Origin of the sequence: Parafrankia sp. FMc2, from assembly GCF_041008525.1 — a bacterium.
Taxonomy (GTDB): domain Bacteria; phylum Actinomycetota; class Actinomycetes; order Frankiales; family Frankiaceae; genus Parafrankia.
In genome coordinates, this window is sequence record NZ_JBFLUG010000034.1 from 1 (window position 1) to 20,183 (window position 20,183).

20 protein-coding genes are annotated in these 20,183 nt (G+C 73.3%); 13 read left to right on the forward strand and 7 right to left on the reverse strand.

Annotated elements, in window-relative coordinates; translation table 11 throughout:
* Positions 1–120 precede the first annotated feature (120 nt).
* From AB1460_RS14260 to mnhG, 5 genes are read left to right on the forward strand one after another with little or no spacing between them, the layout of a single operon-like run.
* Positions 121–639 (forward strand): NADH-quinone oxidoreductase subunit K, encoded by a 519-nt coding sequence (locus AB1460_RS14260; protein ID WP_368961691.1) that lies wholly within the window; start codon positions 121–123, stop codon positions 637–639.
* Entirely contained in the window at positions 636–2,306 is a 1,671-nt protein-coding gene (locus AB1460_RS14265) for a Na+/H+ antiporter subunit D (RefSeq protein ID WP_368961692.1), read from the forward strand. Before AB1460_RS14260 ends, AB1460_RS14265 begins: the two co-directional genes overlap by 4 nt.
* Positions 2,303–2,971, forward strand: a complete 669-nt coding sequence (locus tag AB1460_RS14270) for a Na+/H+ antiporter subunit E (RefSeq protein WP_368961694.1) — start codon at positions 2,303–2,305, stop codon at positions 2,969–2,971. Before AB1460_RS14265 ends, AB1460_RS14270 begins: the two co-directional genes overlap by 4 nt.
* Positions 2,968–3,252, forward strand: coding sequence for a monovalent cation/H+ antiporter complex subunit F (locus AB1460_RS14275; protein WP_368961695.1), 285 nt, complete (start codon positions 2,968–2,970; stop codon positions 3,250–3,252). The genes AB1460_RS14270 and AB1460_RS14275 overlap by 4 nt, the downstream gene beginning before the upstream one ends.
* A complete protein-coding gene (mnhG, locus tag AB1460_RS14280; RefSeq protein WP_368961696.1) occupies positions 3,252–3,689 on the forward strand; it encodes a monovalent cation/H(+) antiporter subunit G in 438 nt (145 codons plus the stop codon). Before AB1460_RS14275 ends, mnhG begins: the two co-directional genes overlap by 1 nt.
* A 19-nt stretch (positions 3,690–3,708) precedes the next feature.
* Here the strand turns inward: mnhG and AB1460_RS14285 are convergent, their stop codons facing one another.
* The 4 genes from AB1460_RS14285 to AB1460_RS14300 form a co-directional block, all read right to left on the reverse strand.
* Positions 3,709–4,635 (reverse strand): PAC2 family protein, encoded by a 927-nt coding sequence (locus tag AB1460_RS14285; RefSeq protein WP_368961697.1) that lies wholly within the window; start codon positions 4,633–4,635, stop codon positions 3,709–3,711.
* 213 nt (positions 4,636–4,848) lie between these two features.
* Positions 4,849–5,514: a DUF1707 SHOCT-like domain-containing protein gene (locus tag AB1460_RS14290; RefSeq protein ID WP_368961699.1), complete on the reverse strand. Its 666-nt coding sequence runs from the start codon at positions 5,512–5,514 to the stop codon at positions 4,849–4,851.
* A 15-nt stretch (positions 5,515–5,529) separates the two neighbouring features.
* Positions 5,530–7,287, reverse strand: coding sequence for an LCP family protein (locus AB1460_RS14295; RefSeq protein ID WP_368961700.1), 1,758 nt, complete (start codon positions 7,285–7,287; stop codon positions 5,530–5,532).
* Positions 7,288–7,518: 231 nt separating this feature from the next.
* Positions 7,519–8,520: a methyltransferase domain-containing protein gene (locus tag AB1460_RS14300; RefSeq protein WP_368961701.1), complete on the reverse strand. Its 1,002-nt coding sequence runs from the start codon at positions 8,518–8,520 to the stop codon at positions 7,519–7,521.
* A 375-nt stretch (positions 8,521–8,895) separates the two neighbouring features.
* Here AB1460_RS14300 and AB1460_RS14305 point away from each other — a divergent pair, with 375 nt between their 5' ends.
* Both AB1460_RS14305 and AB1460_RS14310 read left to right on the forward strand, forming a co-directional pair.
* The gene (locus tag AB1460_RS14305) at positions 8,896–9,831 is read left to right on the forward strand and encodes a dTDP-4-dehydrorhamnose reductase family protein (RefSeq protein ID WP_368961702.1); all 936 of its coding nucleotides are present in this window, start codon (positions 8,896–8,898) and stop codon (positions 9,829–9,831) included.
* Between the two features lie 49 nt (positions 9,832–9,880).
* On the forward strand, positions 9,881–11,566 hold the full coding sequence (locus tag AB1460_RS14310) for a UDP-N-acetyl glucosamine 2-epimerase (protein ID WP_368961703.1): 1,686 nt from the start codon (positions 9,881–9,883) through the stop codon (positions 11,564–11,566).
* Positions 11,567–11,605: 39 nt separating this feature from the next.
* Here AB1460_RS14310 and AB1460_RS14315 read toward each other — a convergent pair whose 3' ends face one another.
* Positions 11,606–12,445: an inositol monophosphatase family protein gene (locus tag AB1460_RS14315; protein ID WP_368961704.1), complete on the reverse strand. Its 840-nt coding sequence runs from the start codon at positions 12,443–12,445 to the stop codon at positions 11,606–11,608.
* Positions 12,446–12,530: 85 nt separating this feature from the next.
* On the opposite strand from AB1460_RS14315, the gene valS reads away from it, so the two are divergent.
* On the forward strand, positions 12,531–15,194 hold the full coding sequence (gene valS / locus AB1460_RS14320; RefSeq protein ID WP_368961705.1) for a valine--tRNA ligase: 2,664 nt from the start codon (positions 12,531–12,533) through the stop codon (positions 15,192–15,194).
* 64 nt (positions 15,195–15,258) lie between these two features.
* Positions 15,259–15,777, forward strand: a complete 519-nt coding sequence (locus tag AB1460_RS14325; protein ID WP_026310581.1) for a gamma carbonic anhydrase family protein — start codon at positions 15,259–15,261, stop codon at positions 15,775–15,777.
* A 135-nt stretch (positions 15,778–15,912) separates the two neighbouring features.
* On the opposite strand, the gene AB1460_RS14330 is transcribed toward AB1460_RS14325, so the two are convergent.
* Positions 15,913–16,251, reverse strand: coding sequence for a DUF4235 domain-containing protein (locus tag AB1460_RS14330; RefSeq protein ID WP_368961707.1), 339 nt, complete (start codon positions 16,249–16,251; stop codon positions 15,913–15,915).
* A gap of 245 nt (positions 16,252–16,496) precedes the next feature.
* Between AB1460_RS14330 and dut the strand changes: the two genes are divergently transcribed.
* From dut to AB1460_RS14350, 4 genes are all read left to right on the forward strand, one after another.
* Positions 16,497–17,060 carry a dUTP diphosphatase gene (dut, locus tag AB1460_RS14335; protein WP_368961709.1) on the forward strand — a complete coding sequence of 188 codons (564 nt, stop codon included), beginning with the start codon at positions 16,497–16,499 and terminating at the stop codon, positions 17,058–17,060.
* Positions 17,041–17,751, forward strand: coding sequence for a DUF3710 domain-containing protein (locus tag AB1460_RS14340; RefSeq protein ID WP_368961710.1), 711 nt, complete (start codon positions 17,041–17,043; stop codon positions 17,749–17,751). The genes dut and AB1460_RS14340 overlap by 20 nt, the downstream gene beginning before the upstream one ends.
* Before the next feature lie 441 nt (positions 17,752–18,192).
* Positions 18,193–18,579 carry an OB-fold nucleic acid binding domain-containing protein gene (locus tag AB1460_RS14345; protein WP_368961755.1) on the forward strand — a complete coding sequence of 129 codons (387 nt, stop codon included), beginning with the start codon at positions 18,193–18,195 and terminating at the stop codon, positions 18,577–18,579.
* A gap of 32 nt (positions 18,580–18,611) precedes the next feature.
* Positions 18,612–19,367 (forward strand): DUF3159 domain-containing protein, encoded by a 756-nt coding sequence (locus tag AB1460_RS14350; RefSeq protein WP_368961711.1) that lies wholly within the window; start codon positions 18,612–18,614, stop codon positions 19,365–19,367.
* Between the two features lie 20 nt (positions 19,368–19,387).
* On the opposite strand, the gene AB1460_RS14355 is transcribed toward AB1460_RS14350, so the two are convergent.
* A complete protein-coding gene (locus tag AB1460_RS14355) occupies positions 19,388–20,170 on the reverse strand; it encodes a potassium channel family protein (RefSeq protein WP_368961712.1) in 783 nt (260 codons plus the stop codon).
* Positions 20,171–20,183: the final 13 nt, after the last annotated feature.

The window sequence follows — 20,183 nt, forward strand, 5'->3', positions numbered from 1 at the left end:
GGCCTCGCGGAACTCATGCCGGACCTTCACGGTCGAGCGAGCAGGGCGATGGCCCGGTGGGGACCAGGGGCGTGTCCGAACTCTCCCATTCGCGAGTTCCGACACGAGGAAGGTGCACCAGTGAGCCCGGTCAACCTGACGTCCGCCCTGGTGGTCGGCGCCCTGTACACCGCCGGGACGTATCTGCTCCTCCAGCGGTCGCTCATGCGGGTCCTGATCGGACTCGCCCTGCTGGGGCACGGCACGACGCTGCTCCTGCTGCTCGTCGGCGGCGAGAGCGGCCAGCCGCCGATGATCGGCTCGATCCCGGTCGGGTCCATGTCGGACCCGCTGCCGCAGGGCATGGCGCTCACCTCGATCGTCATCACCTTCGCGCTGACGACCTTCCTGCTCGCGCTCGCGTACCGGGCCTGGACCCTGCTCGGTGACGACGAGGTGCGGGACGACATCGAGGACGCCCGGATCCGCGGACTGGACCGCGCCGAGCACGCCGAGCACGGGGGCGGGGGCGGGGGCGACGGCGGAGACTGGTCGGCGCCAGCGCCGGCGCAGGTGGCCGAGGAGGACCACCGCGAGCCGGGTGAGCTGGCCATACCCGGCCTGCTGGAGCGCCAGGATGCCCATGGGTGGCGCTCGTGAGCATCCTCGTTGTGTTCCCTGTCGTGGTCCCCCTGCTCGCGGCCGGCGCAGTGCTGGTGCTGGGCCGGTGGGTGCTGGCCCGCCGGGTCCTGGCCCTCACCGTCATTGCCGGGGTCGTGGCGGATGCCGCCGCTGTCGTCGTGATCGCCGACACCGACGGCCCGCTCGTCGCCAACCTCGGCGGCTGGCCCGCTCCGATCGGCATCACGCTGGTGGGGGACCGGTTGTCCGGCCTGCTCCTGCTCACCTCGGCCGTGGTGACCTTCGCCGTGCTCGTCTACGCGATCGGCCAGGGCATCACCGAGCAGGCCCGGCTCGGCCGTAGTTCGGTCTTCGAGGCGGTGTACCTGGTCCTCGTCGCCGGGGTCGCACTGGCCTACCTGACCGGTGACCTGTTCAACCTGTTCGTCGCGTTCGAGATCATGCTGGTCTCGTCCTACGTGCTGATCACCTTCGCCGTGACCCCGGGACGGATCCGGGCCGGCATGACCTACGTGATCGTCAGCATGACGTCCTCGCTGTTCTTCCTCACGATGCTGGCGCTGGTGTACGCCGCCACCGGCACGGTCAACCTCGCCGACCTCGCCGGGCGGATCGGGACCCTGCCCCCCGGCCTCGCGGAGACCCTCGGGCTGATGGCGCTTGTCGTGTTCGGGATCAAGGCCGCCGCGGTGCCGCTGCATTTCTGGCTGCCGGACAGCTACCCGACAGCACCGGCGCCGATCACGGCCGTGCTCGCGGCGCTGCTGACCAAGGTCGGCGTGTACGCGCTGCTGCGCACCCACACACTGGTGTTCCGGCACGACAGCGCCTGGATCCTGCTGCTGGCCACCGCCGTGGTGACGCTGCTCGTCGGCGCGCTGGGCGCGATCGCCCAGGACGACCTGAACCGGATGCTGTCCTACCTGCTCGTCAGCCACATCGGCTACATGCTGTTCGGGCTGTCCCTGTTCACGGTGATCGGGCTCGCCGGCGTGATCATCTACATGGTGCACCACATCCTCGCCCAGGCTGCGTTGTTCCTCGTCAGCGGCCTGATCACCCGGTACGCCGGGACGTCCGTGCCCCGCCGCATGGGCGGGCTCGCGGCGGCGGTGCCGGTGACCGCGCTGCTCTTCGGAATCCCGGCGCTCAGCCTCGCGGGCATTCCGCCCTTCTCCGGTTTCGTCGCGAAGCTGGCGCTGCTCGAGGCCGGCGCCGAGACCCGGACCTGGCCGGTGGATCTCGCCCTGGCCGCCAGCCTGATCACCAGCCTGCTCTCGCTCTACGTCATGGTGCGGGTGTGGACCCTGGCCTTCTGGGGCCCGCGGCGGGAACCCACCCGCGTGCCGGCGGAGCCCGTGGTGGCGTTGTCAGGGACGGTGTCCACGGCGGCGCAGCCTGCGCCGGCGGAGCCAGCGGCGGCGGGGGCAACAGCGGCGGTGGGGGCAACAGCGGCGGTGGGGGCAACAGCGGCGGTGTCCACGGCGGAGGAGCCCGGGACGGCCACGGTGAGCCGCCCGATGGTCTGGGCGACAGCAGGGATCGTGGCCGTGGGGCTGTTGGTGGCGCTGTTCGCCGGGCAGCTGGCCGGCCTCAGTGAGCGGGCCGCGGGCGACCTGCTGGAACCGTCGACCTACATCCGGTCGGTGCTGCCCGGCACAGCTGGCCCCGAGGCGGGCCGGTGAACCCCCGGGGTGAAGGCAGTGCGGGCGGGGCCGGCCTGGGCGTGCCGGAGCGCGAGCCGGCGGGCCTCGGCGGGCTGGGGACGCGCGGTGCAGCACGTGAGCTGCTGCGCCGTCCGGGGCGTCTGGTGTGGCTGTGGGTGGTCTGGATGGTCCTCTGGGGCAGCCTGACGCCGCTCGCCGCGATCAGCGGGCTGCTGGTCTCGGCCGCCGCGCTGCTCGCCTTCCCGCTGCGCGGCGGAGACCCGGAAGTACGGTTCCGGCCGCTGCCCGCGCTCTCCCTGACCGGCCGTCTCCTCGCCGACCTCGTGCCGTCGGCGCTGGCGGTGGCCCTGCAGATGATCCGCTATGGCCCGCGGACCCGATCGGCGATCGTCGAGGTGCCGCTGACCGGATCGTCGGAGGTCGTCTCGACGCTGACGGCGAACGCGATCTCGCTTGCACCGGGAGCGTTCGTGCTGGAGATCGACCACGAGGCGGGAGTGATGTACGTCTGCGTCCTCGCCGCCGACGACGACGGCATGACCGACCGGGTCCGTGCCAGCGTGCTCGACGTGCACCGCCGCGTGCAGAACGTGTTCGGCTCCGACGAGGACATCCGCCGCGAGGCCGGCCGGGCCGGTCAGACCGACCAGGCCGGGCGGCGCGGCGGGGAGGATCAGACGTGACAACCGTCTACACGATCACCTACGTCCTGCTGGCCGTGGCGGGAATGCTGACCGTCGGCCGGCTGCTGGTCGGGCCGAGCGATCTCGACCGCATCGTCGCGCTCGACGTCCTGGTGATCCTGATCACCGCAGGGGTGACCGTCGAGATCGGGATGCGCAGGGAGGGCTGGAACATCGCCCTGGTCGCGGTCGTCGCCCTGCTGGGCTTCCTCGGTTCGGTGACCGCGGCCCGCCTGGTCGAGCGGAAGGGGTCCGAGCAGCGACGGGAGGCGGGGCACTGATGGCCCGGCAGGTGATCTCCGCGGTACTGCTGCTGACCGGAGCGGTTTTCTGTCTGCTCGGCGCGTGGGGCCTGGTGCGCTTCCCGGACGTCCCGTCCCGGCTGCACGCCGCGACCAAGCCGCAGACGGTGGGCCTCATGGCGATCCTGGTCGGAAGCGCCGTCCAGCTCGCGCCCCGCCATGCGGCAGGCCTGCTGCTGGTCGTGCTCCTGCAGCTCGTCACCGCGCCGGTGATCGCGCAGCGGGTCGGCCGGGCCGCCTACCGGACAGGGTGCGTGCGCCACGACCTGCTGGTCGTGGACGATCTGGCCCGGCAGCGCGGCCGATCGGCCCACCGCCCCGAGCCACCGGAACCGGAATCGGACTCGGACTCGGACTCGGCAGACGGTGCCGGCGGCGGCGCGGAACCGCCGCCGCCGCCGGGCAGGGCCGGATAGCCCTGCCCGGGCGAGCGGGTCAGCTCGGCTGGGGGCCGCCGGGCTCGCTCTGCTCCGCGAGGAAGCGCTCGAGCTCCGCGCCGAGCTCGTCGCCGGTGGGCAGCGGCTCGTCGGGACCCTCGACGACCGGGAGGTGCGTGCCGCCACGGCCGCGCTGGAACGCGTCGTACTGCTCCTCGATGGCCTTCACGACATCCGCCGCCTCGCCGCCGTTCTCGATCTGGCTGTCGATCTCGCCGCGGACCTCGAGAGCCGCGGAACGCAGGCCGTCCAGCGGCAGCAGCAGGCCGGTGGCCTTCGACACCGAGCTGAGCAGCGCCTCGGTCGCTGCCGGGTAGGTCGCCTGGGCCAGGTAGTGCGGGACGTGCGCGGCGAAGCCCATCGCGTCGTCCCCGGCCCGGCCGAGCTCGAACTCGAGCAGGTGCCCGGCGCTGCCGGGGACGGAGACCCGGCGGATCCACGGCTCGTTGTTGACCAGCATCTCCTTGCGGGTCGCGTGCGCGGTGACGCCGCACGGACGGGTGTGCGGCACCGCCATCGGAATCGCGTTCAGACCGACCGACATCCGCACGCCGAGATCCTTCATGATCGTGCGCACCGCGCTGGTGAAACGCTTCCAGTGCAGGTCGGGCTCGGGCCCGGCGAGGAGCAGGAACGGTGTGCCCGCCTCGTCGCGCAGCAGCTCGATGCTCAGCACCGGGTCCTCGTAGCTTTCCCAGTGATCCTCGTAGAAGACCATCGGGGGGCGGCGGGAGCGGTAGTCCATGAGCTGGTCGACGTCGAAGGTGACGATGCGCTCGTGTGACAGCGCCGTCGTCAGGTGCTCGCCGGCCAGGCCCACCGCGCCGCCGGCGTCGACGACACCGGTCATCGCCTCGATCAGAACGGGGCGGCCCAGGTCGTCCAGGTCGCTCCTGATGTCGTAGAGCTCTCTGGGGTCACGCATCGGTCGAGCCCTCCCTCACCGATCTGGTCCGCGGGGGGATCCGCGGTGGCACCCTGCGACCAGTAAGTCGCCAGCGAGCCTCCGCATTCCGGCCCCATCGGAACGCCCTGTGGAGACGAGCATCGCCCGGGAGCACCCTCGCCTGCTTGACAGGATCTCCGGGAGACATGATCGAGAGTATCAACCGACCTCCGTCGGAGCGATGCGTGTGCTCTACCTGCTCCGTGCGTGCCGGTCGGGACGCCCGACACGTGACCCGCTGGTGATCCGGACGTCGCCGATCAGGCAGGCGAGGCGCAGCCGCACCCGGGGCATACCCGGGCGTTCACGGATGCCCGCGAGGTCGACCTGCCGGTCCCCGAGCGCGACCAGGCCGGTGGCCTCGACGGTCACACCGTCGGGGACGGTGAGGGTGAGATCGCCGATCAGCGAGACGAAGCGCAGGTCAAGGGCCCTGTCGGCAAGCGCCTGGTCCGCCAGCAGCGCGCCGCGCAGATCGAGGGTCCAGTTCCCGAGGACATTGACGATCAGAGTGCGCCGGGCCATCCACCAGCGTCCCAGGCGTCGCCCGTCGCCGAGCAGACTCACGATGGTCGAGCGGGCCTTCTCCTCGGCGCGGGTGCGGTCGACCGTCTCCCCGCCCCCGCCCCCGCCGCTGTCGTTGGCGCCTTCGCCGAGGACACTCGCGCCGGGGCTGGCGTCGCTGTCCGCGAGCGGGACCCGCTCGAGGTCCGCCGCGGTCTGGGCCGCCCAGACCCGTCCCACCCCCTCGCTGAACTCGCCGAAGGTGAGCAGGCCGGCGGCGCAGGCCGTGCGCAGCCGGTCGGTGCAGGCCCGTCGTCCACCGTCGGTGACCGGCTCGGGCAGCGTGGGAAACATGCCCTGACCGTAACCTCAGTAAATGCAGGACGCGGCCGCGGTCACCGGGGGCTCCGTGGCCCCGGGCACCGTGGGGGAGGGGCCGTCCGGCCGCACCGCGGCGGCGTCCGTCGCGCCGGTGGTGGGCGCAGCCGGCGCGGTGACCGTGGCCGACGAGAGGCTCGCCAGCCGCAGCGACAGGCCCGACGGGGCGGTGGTGGCCGAGGCGGTGGGCTCGGGCCGCGGCCAGCCGCCCGGGTTGTTCACGTCCGCGGGCTGGGTCGTCTCCGGTCGCGACGGCCCGGTCGGCTGGGGCGGGAACAGCGGGTCAGGGGACGGGCCGGACTCGGTGGGCCCGCCCTGTGGGTCGCCCGGTGCCGTGGCGCTGGGATCGATCTGCGGCGCGGGTGGTGTCGTGGAGGTGACAGTCGGCGGTGCGGTCGGTCGGCCCGCGGTGCGACCCGACGGTGCGGTCGGCGCAGCCGGCGGCAGCGATCCGCTCAGCTCACTCCGATCGGGCGGGAGAAGCGGATCCGCCGGGGCGTCGGGCGGCTCGAACGGCACCGTGTTGCCCGTGATGTCCCGGAAGAACTGGCGCATCTCGTCCGGGTCGTAGAGGAAATAGAAGGCGGGCGCGCTGACCTGGCCGGTGATCGGGACCGTCGAGAACGTCACCGCACCGGTCGTCATGGCGCGCATCCGGGTGGCCAGTGCACGCAGTTCGGTGAAGTCGGTGTCGTCGTCCAGTACCGCCGAGTCGGTGACCGCGCTGAGGAACGATGTCAGCCTGGTCGGGCTGAGCAGCACCGATTCGCTGGTCAGCTTGCGGAAGATCGCGGCGAGGAACGTCTGCTGCCGCCTGATCCGGGACAGGTCGCCGTCGGCGAACCCGTGCCGCTGCCGGACGAACGCGAGCGCGTTGTCGCCGATCAGGTGGTTGTCGCCGGCCTGCCCGGTGAAGCCCGCGCTGGGGTCGTCCAGGTTCGTCGAACGGACCAGCCGGCCGTCGTCCAGCCGGTGGCTCTCCACATACGGAGAGGCCCGCAGGCAGACGTCGATGCCCCCGATCGCAGAGGTCATCTGCCGGAAGCCGGTGAAGTCCAGCTCCGCGTAGTGGTTGATGCGCAGTCCCGCGACCTGCTCGAGGGTCGCGACGAGCAGCGCGGGGCCACCGGAGTTGAACGCCGCGTTGACCCGGTCGGAACGGGCCCGGTGCCGGACGCCGCTGCTGTCCGTCCAGGCCGGGATGGGTACGCGCAGGTCACGCGGGATTGACACGACATCCGTCGCGCCGTCAGAGGCAAGATGGGCGATCATCATCGTGTCGGACCGCGCCCCGCCCACTCTCGCGGCGTCCGAGCCGGTGCGGACGTCCGAGCCGACCAGCAGCCACGTCTCGGCGCCCACCGGTGCCGGCGGCGGGCGGGTGACCGTGATGTCGGTGGGCGGCGCGATCGTCTCGCGGTCGATGCGGTGGTCGTAGAAGGTCACGATGAGCCAGCCGGTGGCGGTCACGGCGACCACTCCGAGGGAGACGAGCGAGGTCAGGACGAGCAGCACCCGGCGCAGCGGGCCACGCCGGGCCGGCTCGGCCGCCGCGCCGGGCCGGGCCCGCCCGCCGCCGTCCCAGCGGTCGCCGTCGTCCGCGCCGCCCTCATCGCCGTCAGCTGCGCGATCCTCGTCGTGGTCGTCGTCGCGGTAGACGGCGCTCTCATACTGATCACTCTCGGTGACCGAATGGGAGGAGGTGGAGGTGGGGCTCCCGCGCGGTCGCCGTGCCCGCGCATCCGCCATACCGCCGCCCCCCGCACCCCGACCGGCGCGTGGCAACCGGTGAATGTCGACGATTAGTCAACGAATAGTAATGTTCCGAGGCCGCGGAATCGATGTGACCGCCGACGCGGTGGGAAAAGGGGCAGGAATACCGCGCGGCTGGCGTAACGGACTGTGCTGACCGTCCGGCGCCCGCGACGGAACGTCTCCGGCGCATCGGTTCTCCGCTGGCTGGTGGATGCATCCGCCTGGTCAGGCGCGCACGGCCACCAGGTGCAGTGAGGCGGGGTCGCGTGCGACCAGGCCGGCGCTGGGGGTGGCGGCCGCGGCGCCGGGGGCCAGCGCGAATCCGGCGCCGGCGAGGCGGCGCAGCGCTGTGTGCTCGTCGTAGAGCCACCCGTTCGGTGGCCCCACCACCCGATCGGGCCGGTGCCGCCACCGGGTGCCCCGCCCGTCCGCTCCCGCCCCCGGGCCGCCGGCCACCCGCTGCCAGGCCATCAGCTCGTCGGCGTCGATGTCCCCGCGCACATAGCGGTCGACCGCCCGGCGCAGGTCGGGCAGGACGACGTGCAGCGTCCCGCCCGGCCGCAGCACCCGGGCGTACTCGTCCAGCACGGGGCCGACCAGGTGCGGGGGAAGTTCCTGCAGGACGTGCGCGCAGAGGATGTGGTCGACCGACCCGTCGTCCAGGGCCAGCCGCCGGTGCGGGCGGTACCGCGCGATCACCGCCGCGCGCCTCGCCTCCCACTGCCCGTCTACCGCCCAGGGGCGGCTTTGGTCCGCCCGCCGCCGGCCCGGAACGACAGCCGACCGGGGCACGCACCGGACGACGCCGCGCCGGGCGATGGCGACCGTGGCGGCGACGAAGGCGACAGCGGAGGCGGCAGCGGCTGCCAGCCGAGGCCGGCGGGCCCATTGCCGGCCTGCCGTGGCCCACCCGTGCAGCAGGCGCAGCGTGCGGGAGTTCCGCAGCGCGCGGCGCAGGGTGCGGGCCCAGCCGAGCGCGGGATAGGCGCCGGTCAGGCCGGGGGAGAAGGCTGGATCGAGGTTGACGAAGTCCGCCAGCACCAGGTGCGTCGAGGTGATGTTGAGCCAGAGCTGGCCCTGCCGGTTGCGCTGGTGCCGCAGCCGCAGCCGCAGCCGCAGCGGCCAGGTGGCGGCCACGGCCAGTCGCGGCGTGCCGCCAGCCGGGCGGCCGCCGTCGGCCGCCCGTTGCCCGTTCGTCCGTTGCTCGCTCGTCCGCACCGCTGTCACCGGTGGTCGTCACCTCGTGGTCGTCCGCCGTGCCGCCTGCCGCCTGCCGCATCGGCCGCGTCGCCCGGCCGGGGCTTGGGCGAGGCGACCTGACCTACTCGTGGAGTTTCGATGCGAATGCAGAGAGTAGTTTCATCTCGGCGGGTGTCCGGCATCTCCACCGGCGTGCCCCGGGCCGGATGTGGTCTCGGGTTGTCCTCGTCGCCCCGGCGCGTCGTTGCGGCCGAGCGCGATCCTTTAACTACGTAGAGTCATACTTGCCTGGCGTTGGCTGGATGAAGGTCGTCCCGCCGAACGCCGAGTAGCCGAACTGGTGGCTCAGCGTTGCGCGGCGTGGTGCCCTCTGAGTGGACTTCGGTCCCAAAGGAGAACTGGATGCGCGTACTGGTCCTCGGCGGCGACGGCATGCTCGGTGGTGAGCTGGTGCGCAGGCTCGTGCGCGACCACGACGTCACCGCCACCGTTCGGGCGGTCGCGCCGTCGTCACCGCTGCCGGCCGACCGGGTCCTGTGCGGGGTGGACGTCCGCCACCCGGACGGGCTGGTCGAGGCCTTTGCCGCTGCCCGGCCCGATGCGGTGGTGAACGCCGTGGGCCTCGACGAGCAGCGGGTCGACGAGGACGGCGAACGACTGGCGATCGAGGTCAACGCCCTGTTCCCACACCGTCTCGTCCGGCAGTGCGGTGCCGCGGGGGCCCGGCTGGTGCACGTGTCCACCGACTGCGTGTTCTCCGGGCGCCTGGGTGAGTATCACGAGGAGGACACGCCCGACCCGGTTGACGCCCACGGCATGACGAAGCTCCTCGGTGAGGTGTGTGAACCCGGCACGCTGACCCTGCGGACGTCGCTGATCGGGCTGGAGACGGCGGCCGTCCCCACCGGCCTCGTCGAGACCTTCCTGACCGCCGCCGGGCCGGTCATCGGTCAGCGCCGGGTCGTCTCGAGCGGAGTGACCACCACCGAGTTCGCACGCTTCGTCCACCTCGCCCTCGTCGGGCACCCGGACCTGAGTGGCATCTGGCACCTCGCCGCCGAGCCGATCACCGCGTTCGACCTGCTCACGCTGCTGGCGGAGCGACTGGGTCGGCGGGACGTCGAGATCGTCCCGAGCGACGACGAGGTGCGCAACCGCGCGCTGTCCGCGCGCCGGCTGTGGTCGATGACGGGCTACCGGCCGCCCGCCTGGCCGGTGATGGTCGACGAGCTGGCGACCGCGATCGAGCGGCGGGAGATCGACGGAATCCCGCGCCGCCGGCCCGCGCCGTCCGCCGCCGCCGTCCGTGAGCCGAGCACCGCCCATGCCGACGCCTGACGGGCCGACCGAGCCAATGGATCTTCTCCGGTAGAAGAGGGAGCGCGACGTGTCGAGAACGACAGGCGGAGCCGGCACTGGCGCCGACGACGAGCCCGGCGCCGGCAGGGGCGACGGGCAGGGGGTTGACCGGCGCGCCGGTGACAGACGCGCAGGTGACGGGGCAGACCTGGCCCGGACGGGCTTCTTCCGCGGATGGTTCCCCGGCGCCAGGTCCCAGCGGCAGCGCGGTGGGGAGCTGCCGCCCCGGATTCCGGCGGCCCGGACGGGACCCCGCGACGGGCGTCCCCTCTCCACCGCCCAGGATGTCGATCCCGGGCGCGGAGAGCAGGCCGACGGCCGCGCCGGCCCATCGGTGCCCACGGCGCCGTCGACCCCGTACGCCCCCACCGGGCCGTCGGTGCCGACGGTGCCGAGCCGCCGGCTCTCACCGGACCGGGCGGGATCGGCCGGGCCGGTGACGGTGCCCCACCGCGGCCCCCGCACGGAGGTGCTGGGCGAGCCGTCCACCGCGCCGGGAGCCCGGCCGGGCCCGGCCGAGCACCGCCGACGGGTCATGGTCCTCGTCGGTACCCGCCCCGAGCTGGTCAAGCTCAGCCAGGTGATCGTCGCGCTGGAGCGGGCGGCCGACGTCTGCCTGGTCCATTCGGGCCAGCACTACGACTACGAGCTCAGCCAGGTGTTCTTCGACGAGCTGGGCATCCGCAAACCGGACCACTTCCTGGACGCCGTCGGTGCCAGTGCCGCGGAGACCATCGGCCGGGTGATCGCCCGGGCGGACGCGGTGTTCGCGGACGAGGCCCCCGACGCGCTGCTGCTGCACGGGGACTCGGACACCACCCTGGCGGTGATCGCCGCCCGGCGCCGGCGCATCCCGGTGTTCCACCTGGAGGCGGGGAACCGCTGCTTCGACGACCGGGTGCCCGAGGAGCTCAACCGCCGGGTGGTCGACCACCTCAGCGACATCAACCTCGCGCTGACCGAGCACGCCCGGCGCAACCTGCTGGCCGAAGGGGTGCCCGCCCAGCGGATCTTCGTCGTCGGGTCGCCGATGAACGAGGTCCTGACCTCCTATCTGCCGCTCATCGAGGCCTCCCCGGCGCTGACCACCCTGGGTATCACCCCGGGGCACTACCTGGTGGTCAGTGCGCACCGGGCGGAGAACGTCGACCGGCCCGACCTGCTCGCCGGACTGCTGGAGACGCTGAACGGGCTGGCGGCGCGCTACCGCGTCCCGGTGATCGTCTCCACCCATCCGCGGACCAGGGCGCGCATCGAGGCCCTGGAGTCGGCGGGCCGGGCCCCGGTCGTCGACGGACTGGTCCGGTTCTGCCGGCCGTTCGGGTTCGCGGACTACATCGCCCTGCAGCGGTCGGCGCTCTGTGTGGTCTCCGACAGCGGCACCCTCACCGAGGAGGCGTCCCTGCTCGGCTTCCCCGCGGTGGTGATCCGCGAGGCGCACGAGCACCCGGAGGGCATCGACGGCGGCGTCGTCGTCACGTGTCTGCCGCGCCCCGAACGCGTCCTCGCCGCGGTCGACCTGGTCACCGCCGAGGCCCGCGCGGACCCGTCACCGCGGGCCGTGCCCGACTACGCCGCCCCGGACGTCTCCATGCGGGTGGCGCGGATCGTCGTCGGCTACATCGACTACGTCCGGCGCACGGTCTGGTTCGAGCGCCCGTCCGACGGTGCCGGCGAGTCCGCCCCCGGCGACACCCCGCTCGCCTTCCCCTGACCGGGTCGCCGTTGACCGGTCGCCGTCCGGCGCCGGCCGCTACTGGTCGCGGTCGGCCCGGGGGTGCTCGGCGAGCAGCGCGGTGAGCGGGCCGAACAGCGCTGGGGGAGCGGCGACGACCAGGTCCTCGCTCGCCGGGAGACCCTCGAGCCCGCCGACGAGCAGGCCGGCCTCGGCGGCGACCAGCGCCCCGGCGGCATGGTCCCAGGGGTGCAGGCCGCGCTCGTAGTAGGCGTCGATCGTCCCCGCCGCGGCGGCGCACAGGTCGAGGGCGGCCGCGCCCATCCGGCGGATGTCGCGCACGCGCGGCACCACCCGGGTGAGCACCGCGACCTGCGCCGTCCGGCGCTCCACGGTGTAGCCGAAGCCGGTCGCGACCAGCGCGCCGCGCAGCTCCGCCACCGCCGACCCGGCCAACGCCTCGGGCTCCGGGCCGGCGCCCCACCGAAAGGCCCCGCCGCCGCGCACGGCGGTGTACGTGAGCCCCAGCGCCGGTGCGTGCACGACCCCGGCCACGACCTCGCCCGCGACCTCGGCGGCGATCGACACCGCCCAGTTGGGCAGGCGGTAGAGGAAGTTCACCGTTCCGTCGAGGGGGTCCACGATCCAGCGGACGCCGCTGCTCCCGGGTGTGTCGGACCCCTCCTCGCCGAGCAGGCCGTCATCCGGCCGGGCCTCGCGCAGCCGCCGGGCGACCAGGGCCTCGGACGCCCGGTCCAGCGCGGTGACGATGTCGGTCGGCGAGGACTTCGTCGCCTCGGCCTCGACCGTGCCGGCGCGACCGGCGAGCAGCAGGGCCCCGGCCTCGCGGGCGACGTCCAGGCCGAGGTCGAGGAGCGAGGCCGGGGCCGGGGGGGAGAGGGCGGGGGACGGGTCCATGGGCCACATCCTGCCAACACCCGGCCGCGGGCCCGGCCGGAGCCGCCGCCGGGAGGACGATCGCCCGACCCGTAGGATTGGCCGCGTGGTGGCAACGGACAGTACGGAACGGCCGACCCGCGCGGTGCCCGCGAAGCCGAGCCTGGACGGGATCGAGGCCCGCTGGTCGCGCGACTGGCAGGAGCGCGGGACCTATTCGTTCGACCGGTCGGTTCCGCGTGAGCGGGTCTACTCGGTCGACACACCCCCGCCGACCGTAAGCGGCTCCCTGCACGTCGGCCACGTGTTCTCGTACACCCACACCGACCTGATCGCCCGCTTCCAGCGGATGCGCGGCCTCGAGGTCTTCTACCCGATGGGTTTCGACGACAACGGGCTTCCCACCGAACGCCGGGTGCAGAACTACTACGGCGTGCGCTGTGACCCCTCGATGCCCTACGACCCCGCGTTCACCCCCCCGGCGAAGCCGGGCAAGGACCAGATCCCCGTGTCCCGGCGCAACTTCGTCGAGCTGTGCGAGCAGCTGACGATCGAGGACGAGAAGGGCTTCGAGGAGCTCTGGCGCCTCCTGGGCCTGTCGGTGGACTGGTCGTACACCTACGCGACGATCGACAGCCGCTCGCGGGTGGTCGCCCAGCGTGCCTTCCTGCGTAACCTGGCCCGCGGCGAGGCGTACCTGGCCGAGGCCCCCACCCTGTGGGACGTCACGTTCCGCACCGCGGTCGCGCAGGCGGAGCTGGAGGACCGGGAGCGCCCCGGTGCCTACCACACCGTGGCGTTCCCGCGGCCCGGCGGCGAGCCGGTCGTGATCGAGACGACCCGTCCCGAGCTGCTGCCGGCCTGCGTGGCCCTGGTGGCTCACCCCGAGGACGAGCGCTACCAGGCGCTGTTCGGGCAGACGGTCCGCACGCCGCTGTTCGAGGTCGAGGTGCCCGTCGTGGCGCACCGGCTGGCCGATCCGGAGAAGGGCTCCGGCATCGCCATGATCTGTACGTTCGGTGACCTGACCGACGTCATCTGGTGGCGGGAGCTGCGGCTGCCCGCCCGCGCGGTGATCGGCCGCGACGGCCGGCTGCTCCCCGACGCACCCGACGCGATCACCGCGCCGGCCGGCCGCGAGCACTACACCCGCGTCGCGGGCAAGACGATCGCCGCCGCGCGGGTGGCCGTCGTCGAGGCCCTGCGGGAGTCCGGCGCGCTGCTCGGCGAGCCGCGGGCGATCACCCACCCGGTCAAGTTCTACGAGAAGGGCGACCGGCCGCTGGAGATCGTCTCCACCCGCCAGTGGTACATCCGCAACGGCGGCCGGGACGAGCAGCTGCGTGAGCAGGTGCGGGCGCGCGGCTCCGAACTGCGCTGGCACCCGGAGTACATGCGGGTGCGCTACGAGAACTGGGTGGACGGTCTCAACGGCGACTGGCTGATCAGCCGGCAGCGTTTCTTCGGCGTGCCCTTCCCGGTCTGGTACCCGCTGGACGAGGCGGGCGACCCGCGGTACGACGCGCCGATCGTCGCGGACGAGTCCGCGCTCCCGGTCGACCCGTCCAGTGACGTCCCGCCGGGGTACACCGCCGAGCAGCGCGGCGTGCCGGGCGGCTTCATGGCGGACCCGGATGTCATGGACACCTGGGCGACGTCCTCGCTGACCCCGCTGATCGTCAGCGGCTGGGAGAGCGACCCGGCCCTGTTCGCCCAGGTGTTCCCGATGAACCTGCGCCCGCAGGCCCACGAGATCATCCGGACCTGGCTGTTCTCGACCGTGCTGCGCAGCCACGCCGAGTTCGGCGCGCTGCCCTGGTCGGACGCCGCGATCTCCGGCTGGATCCTCGACCCGGACCGCAAGAAGATGTCCAAGTCGAAGGGCAACGTCGTCACGCCGCTGGGCCTGCTGGAACAGCACGGCTCGGACGCCGTCCGGTACTGGGCCGCCTCCGGCCGACCGGGCACCGACACCGCGTTCGACGTGGGCCAGATGAAGACCGGCCGCCGGCTCGCCATCAAGATTCTCAACGCGAGCCGGTTCGTCCTCGGCCTCGCCGAGGCGAGCGAGGGCGCGGATGGCGCCGGCGGCCCCGGCACTGCGGTGACGTCCGCCGCCACCGGCCCCGGTTCCGCCAGCGCGCCCGCCCCCGGCCCGGAGGCCGTCACGGAGGAGCTGGACCGGGCGCTGCTCGCCGAGCTGGCCCGGGTCGTCGCCACCGCGACCGAGGCGTTCGAGGGCTACGACTACACCCGGGCGCTCGAGGTCACCGAGACCTTCTTCTGGCGGTTCTGCGACGACTACGTCGAACTGGTCAAGGGTCGGGCCTACGGCGCGCACGGCGCGGCCGGCGCCGCCTCCGCGCAGGCGACCCTGTCGGTGGCGCTGTCGACGCTGCTCACCCTCTTCGCACCGTTCCTGCCCTTCGTCACCGAGGAGGTCTGGTCCTGGTGGCAGGAGGGCTCGGTGCACCGGGCCTCCTGGCCCGAGGCGGACCGGATCCGCACAGTGGCCGGCGGCGGGCGCCCCGAGCTGCTGGATGCCGTCGGCGCCGCGCTGTCCGCGGTGCGGCGGGCCAAGTCCGAGGCCAAGGTCTCGATGAAGGCCGAGGTCGCCACCGCCAGGGTCAGCGGCGACGCGGCCACGGTCGCCCTGGTCGAGCAGGCCGCGGCGGACCTGCGCAGCGCCGGCGGCATCTGGGAGCTCACCCTGGCTGGCACCAGCGGCGAGCTGGCCGTGGACGTCGTGCTGGTGCCCGCCGCCGGTTGACCGCACCCGCGCGCGACGGGTGGTGCGCGGGGCGGGTGGCGGCTCGATCGGGCAGGATGGGAACGTGCCCATCTATGCCCTGGGAGATCTCGTCCCGTCGATTGACCCGTCCGCATTCGTCCATCCCGAGGCGACGCTGATCGGCAACGTCCGGATCGGCCCGGAGTCGACGGTCTGGCCGGGTGTCGTGATGCGCGGTGACCATGGGCTGATCAGCGTCGGCGCGCGGACGTCCATCCAGGACGGCTCCGTCATCCATGCGACCGCGCTGCTGCCGACGATCGTCGGTGACGACTGCGTGATCGGGCACATCGTGCACCTCGAGGGCTGCGTGATCGAGGACGGCTCCCTGGTGGGCTCGGGGTCGATCGTCCTGCACGAGGCCCGGGTCTGCCGGGGTGGCCTGGTCGGCGCCGGTGCCGTGGTGGGTAACCGGGTGGTGGTCCCCGAACGGGCCATGGCCCTGGGTATCCCGGCGAAGATCCGGGAGGGCGCCGCGCCCCAGGATCTGATCCGGATGGCGGCTGAGTCCTACGTCGAGAACGGGCGGCGTTTCCGCAAGGACATGCGCCGCATCGACTGACCGGCCGCGGCTGCTGAGCCTGGCCGGCTGACCGCGCCGCCCTGCGCGCCACGCTGGTCCGCGAGCCACGCTGGTCCGCGGGCGCTACGCCCGCGGACCAGCTGGCGGCTCCCGGTGCCCGCCCTCAGGGCTGTGTCAGACCTCCTGCGGGGCCCTTTCCTGCCTGCGCGCAGGCTTCGCGCTCGCGGAGTTCGGCTGCATACCGGGCGGCAGGGAGCCTGTCGCCCGAACCCATCCGCGTGCGGCCGTGCGTTCCGCGGCCAACCGGCCCAGGCCCACCGCCAGGCCGGAGACCGCTGCCCACACGATCGCCTCCGACCAGGCGGTGTCCGGGTCGACCGGGTTCTTCGGCGGGTCGGACTTGCGCACCTTCCGGTACGCGAGGGTCACCCCCCGGTTCGCCGCGGTGCCGGCGAGCGCGGCCGCCGCGCCGCCGACGACCTTCCATCCCATTTTCGATCCCGATCCGGACACCCCACACCTCTCGTCGCCGCCGCCCCGGTCTGCTCCGGTGCGTGCTGGTGTCGCCGCTCACTGGTCCGGCACCACCGTCCCATCTCTACCCGCCAGCGGGCGGATTCCCCACCCGAGCGGGGGAGCACCGTGACCGCGGGCCGGTACGTGGCCGGGGTGTCGCCGGGCATGCGCTGGCGGTCGCGGCGCAGCGAGTCGTTAGTGTCGCGGACAGCCCACCCGGGTGAGGACGACCCAGGAGAATCATGACCGCGACCGCCCCCACGCCGCACGCCGCCCCGCGCCACGGCGAGCCGTCGACCGGTGACCCGCACGCCATTCTGGAGGTACTGGTCCACCGGGTGGACCCGGATCTGCCACTGCCCTCCTACGCCCAGCCGTCGGACGCCGGAGCGGACCTCGTGACCGCGCAGGACGTCACGCTGGCGCCGGGCGAGCGGGCCATCGTCGGGACGGGCCTGGCCATCGCGCTGCCCGCCGGGTACGCGGCCTTCGTGCACCCGCGCAGCGGCCTCGCCGCGCGTCATGGACTCTCCGTCGTCAACGCCCCCGGTACCGTCGATGCCGGTTACCGTGGAGAAATCAAGGTGATTCTCATAAACACAGATCGAAGCGAATCAATCGCTCTCCGCAAGGGGGACCGGGTGGCCCAGCTTGTGGTCCAACGGGTGGAGCACGCGGTCTTCCGAGAGGTCGCCACCCTGCCCACCTCGGTGCGCGGCACCGGCGGGTTCGGCTCGACAGGTGGGTTCGGTGACGCCTCCGGCGGGCCGGGAACGGAGGCACACGGTGTTCCGTCGCGGTCGTAAGGCCTCCGTCGAGGCCAGCCCCGACCCGGACGAGGCGCGGGGCGGTCGGGACGTCGACCGGCCCGGTCCCTACGACGCCGAGGCCGCGCCGCAGGACGACATCCACCGGCTCGACCTCGGCGCCCTGCGGGTGCCGGCGCTGCGCGGGGTCCAGGTCCAGTTCCAGGTGGAGGAGTCCACCGGTCGGCCGCTGACGGTCGTCGTGACCGACGGCCGCAGCGCGATGGAACTGGCGGTGTTCGCCGCGCCCAGGACCGCGCCGCTGTGGGACGAGGTCCGCGCGGAGATCCTCGAGACGCTGCGCGATTCCGGCGGCGCCGAGGGCGAGGGGCCGTTCGGTGCGGAGCTGCGGATGCGGCTGCCCACCAACCGCCCCGGCGAGACGGTGCCCGGCCGGATGATCGGCGTCGACGGTCCCCGTTGGTTCCTGCGGGCCGTGGTGACCGGTGCCGCCGGGCAGGACGTCGCCGCCGGGCCGTTGCTCGACGAGACGTTGCGGCGGATCGTGGTGGTACGCGGCGACGAGGCGATGCCCGTCCGTGACCCGCTTCCGCTGCGGCTGCCGAAGGAGGTCGCCGACGGCCCCGAGGGCTCCGGTGACTCCGACGGCCCGTCACGGGAGGTCACGCCCGGCACTTCGACCGCGGCGCCGATGCCGGTCCGAGGGACGCGGATCGCGGAGATGGGCTGACCGACCGAGCCCCCGTCGGCCCGTTCGCCGCTTCCCTCCTCCGCTCACTGGACCCGGGCCTCCCGCGCCGGCCCTCAGCGACGGTCTCCGCCCACGGGAGCCGTCGTGGGTGTGCTGCGGTGGCCGAGGCCGTCGAGCTGCTCCCAGGTGGCCGCTGCTGGGCGCTGCCGGGGCGAAGCCGGTGGGTGCGGTGCGGTGACTGGCGCCGGAACGTCCGCGTAACAGCGCGGAACGGTTCGTTGCCCCGGTTGTCGGGTCGGCGACTTGTCCAGTCCTGAGTACGGAACGGTGGTGGCGGGCGGTCCGTCCACTTCATAATCCCGGTGCAGAGCGCCGTCGCGTCGGCCACCGGGGCAGAGCCCCATGTGTGTTGGCCCGGTGACGTCGAAAGGTCGGAATCCGTCGCCCGGCTACGGGAGCGGTTCGATGATCGGAGGAGCCGTGGGCGAAGGGCGCAGCTGGCTGGGGCGGCGTTTCCACCAGCTGACAGCGGACAACCAGGAGCTCGAGGACGAGGACCTGCGGCGAGCGTCGGAGGCCGCGGGGGCCGAGCCGATGCTTGCCTGTCGGGACCGCACCGAGGCCTGTGTCGCCGGTTCCATACGTTCGGTCACCGTGCGGGCGCGTTCCGGGGCGCCCAGCCTCGAGGTCGACCTCTATGATGGAAGCGGAACCGTGACCCTCGTGTTTCTCGGCCGCAAACACATCGCGGGCATCGAGGCCGGCCGGTCGGTGAAGGCATCTGGCCGCGTGGTCGTGCGCGACGAGCGGACCACGATGTTCAACCCGCGGTACGAGCTGCTGCCGGTCTCCTCGACCAGCGCCTGAGCGGCGCCCGGAGGAACAGGACCCCATCGCCCATGCCACCAGTCCCGCCGCCTGACCCGTCCCTGCCGAAGTCGGCGCCGGGCCCACGTGGCTCCGGCCGCGAGCGTGGCTCGGAGCCCCCGCTGTCCCTGGCGGAGGCGGTGGGCGGCCCGCGCGGGATCATCGACAGTGCCATTCCGACAGTGGCTTTCGTCACCGTCAACGCCGAGGCGGGCCTGACCGCCGCGATCGTCGTCGCGATCGCGGCGGCGCTCGGGCTGGTCGTGCTCCGACTGGTCCGCAGGGAACCGGTCCAGCAGGCCTTCTCCGGCCTCTTCGCGGTCGGCTTCGCCGCCTTCATCGCCTCGCGCACGGGCAGTGCGGACGGGTTCTTCCTCCCGTCCATCGCGAAGAACGCGGTCTGTTCCGTGGTCGGTCTGTTGTCCGTCGTGGCCGGTCGGCCGATCGGCGGATACGTGATGGCCGGCTTCGACAAGCGCTACACCGGCTGGCGGGAGGACCCGGCGGTCCGGCGGGCCGCGGTGTGGGCGACCCTGGTCTGGATCGCCGTGTTCGGGGTGCGGTTCGTCGTCCAGGGCCTGCTGTACCTCGCCGGGGAGACCGGCTGGCTCGCCGCCGCGAACATCGCGCTCGGGCTGCCGCTGTTCGGTGTGGCGGTCCTCGCGACCTTCGCGATCGTCCGCCGCCTCGCCCCCCTTCCCGCCAGGGGTGCCGACCCGGTCGGCGAACCGGCCGCCCTCGCGGAGACCGGCGACCTGGCGGAGCCCGTCGAGCCGCCGCGCCCCTGATCTCCCTGCTGGTGCCGGCCCTAGAGCGTGCCCGAGGTCGCCGGGCCACGGGCCGCGCCGGCGGGCACCGCCCCGAGCAGCGCGGCGAGGCTCTCCTCGGCCTCGCTGGTGGTCGCGACGGCCAGCACCTCGTCGCCGGGCTCCAGCGCGCAGTCCGCGGAGGGGACGATGGCGTGACCGTCGCGCAGGATGACGACCAGCGCCGTGTCCGGCGGCAGGTCGACATCACCGACCCGCAGGCCGACCACCGGCGCGTTCGCGGTCAGCGTGAGCTCGACGAGCGAGGCGTCGCTCTGCCGGAACTTCATCAGGCGCACCAGGTCGCCGACGCTCACCGCCTCCTCCACGAGGGCGGTCAGCAGGCGGGGGGCGGAGACCGCGACGTCGACTCCCCACGAGTCGGTGAACAGCCACTCGTTCTTGGGGTGGTTGACCCGCGCCACCACCCGCGGCACGCCGAACTCGGTCTTCGCCAGGAGTGACACGACCAGGTTGACCTTGTCGTCGCCGGTCGCGGCGACCATGACCGCGCAGCGGTCCAGACCCGCGCCGTCGAGCGACGAGAGCTCGCAGGCGTCGGCGAGCAGCCACTCGGCGGCGGGCAGCGCGTCCCGGCGGATCTTGTTCGGTTCACGCTCGATGATCATGACTTCGGAGCCGTTCTCCAGCAGCTCCGCGGCGATCGAGCGCCCGACCTTGCCCGCGCCGGCGATGGCCACCCAGCGCGCGGAGCGCCCGCCGGGCCCGGCGGGCGCTGCGCCCTGCCCCTCGGCGGCGGCGCGCGCGTCCGGTTCCTGTGCCATCGCTGGTCTCCGT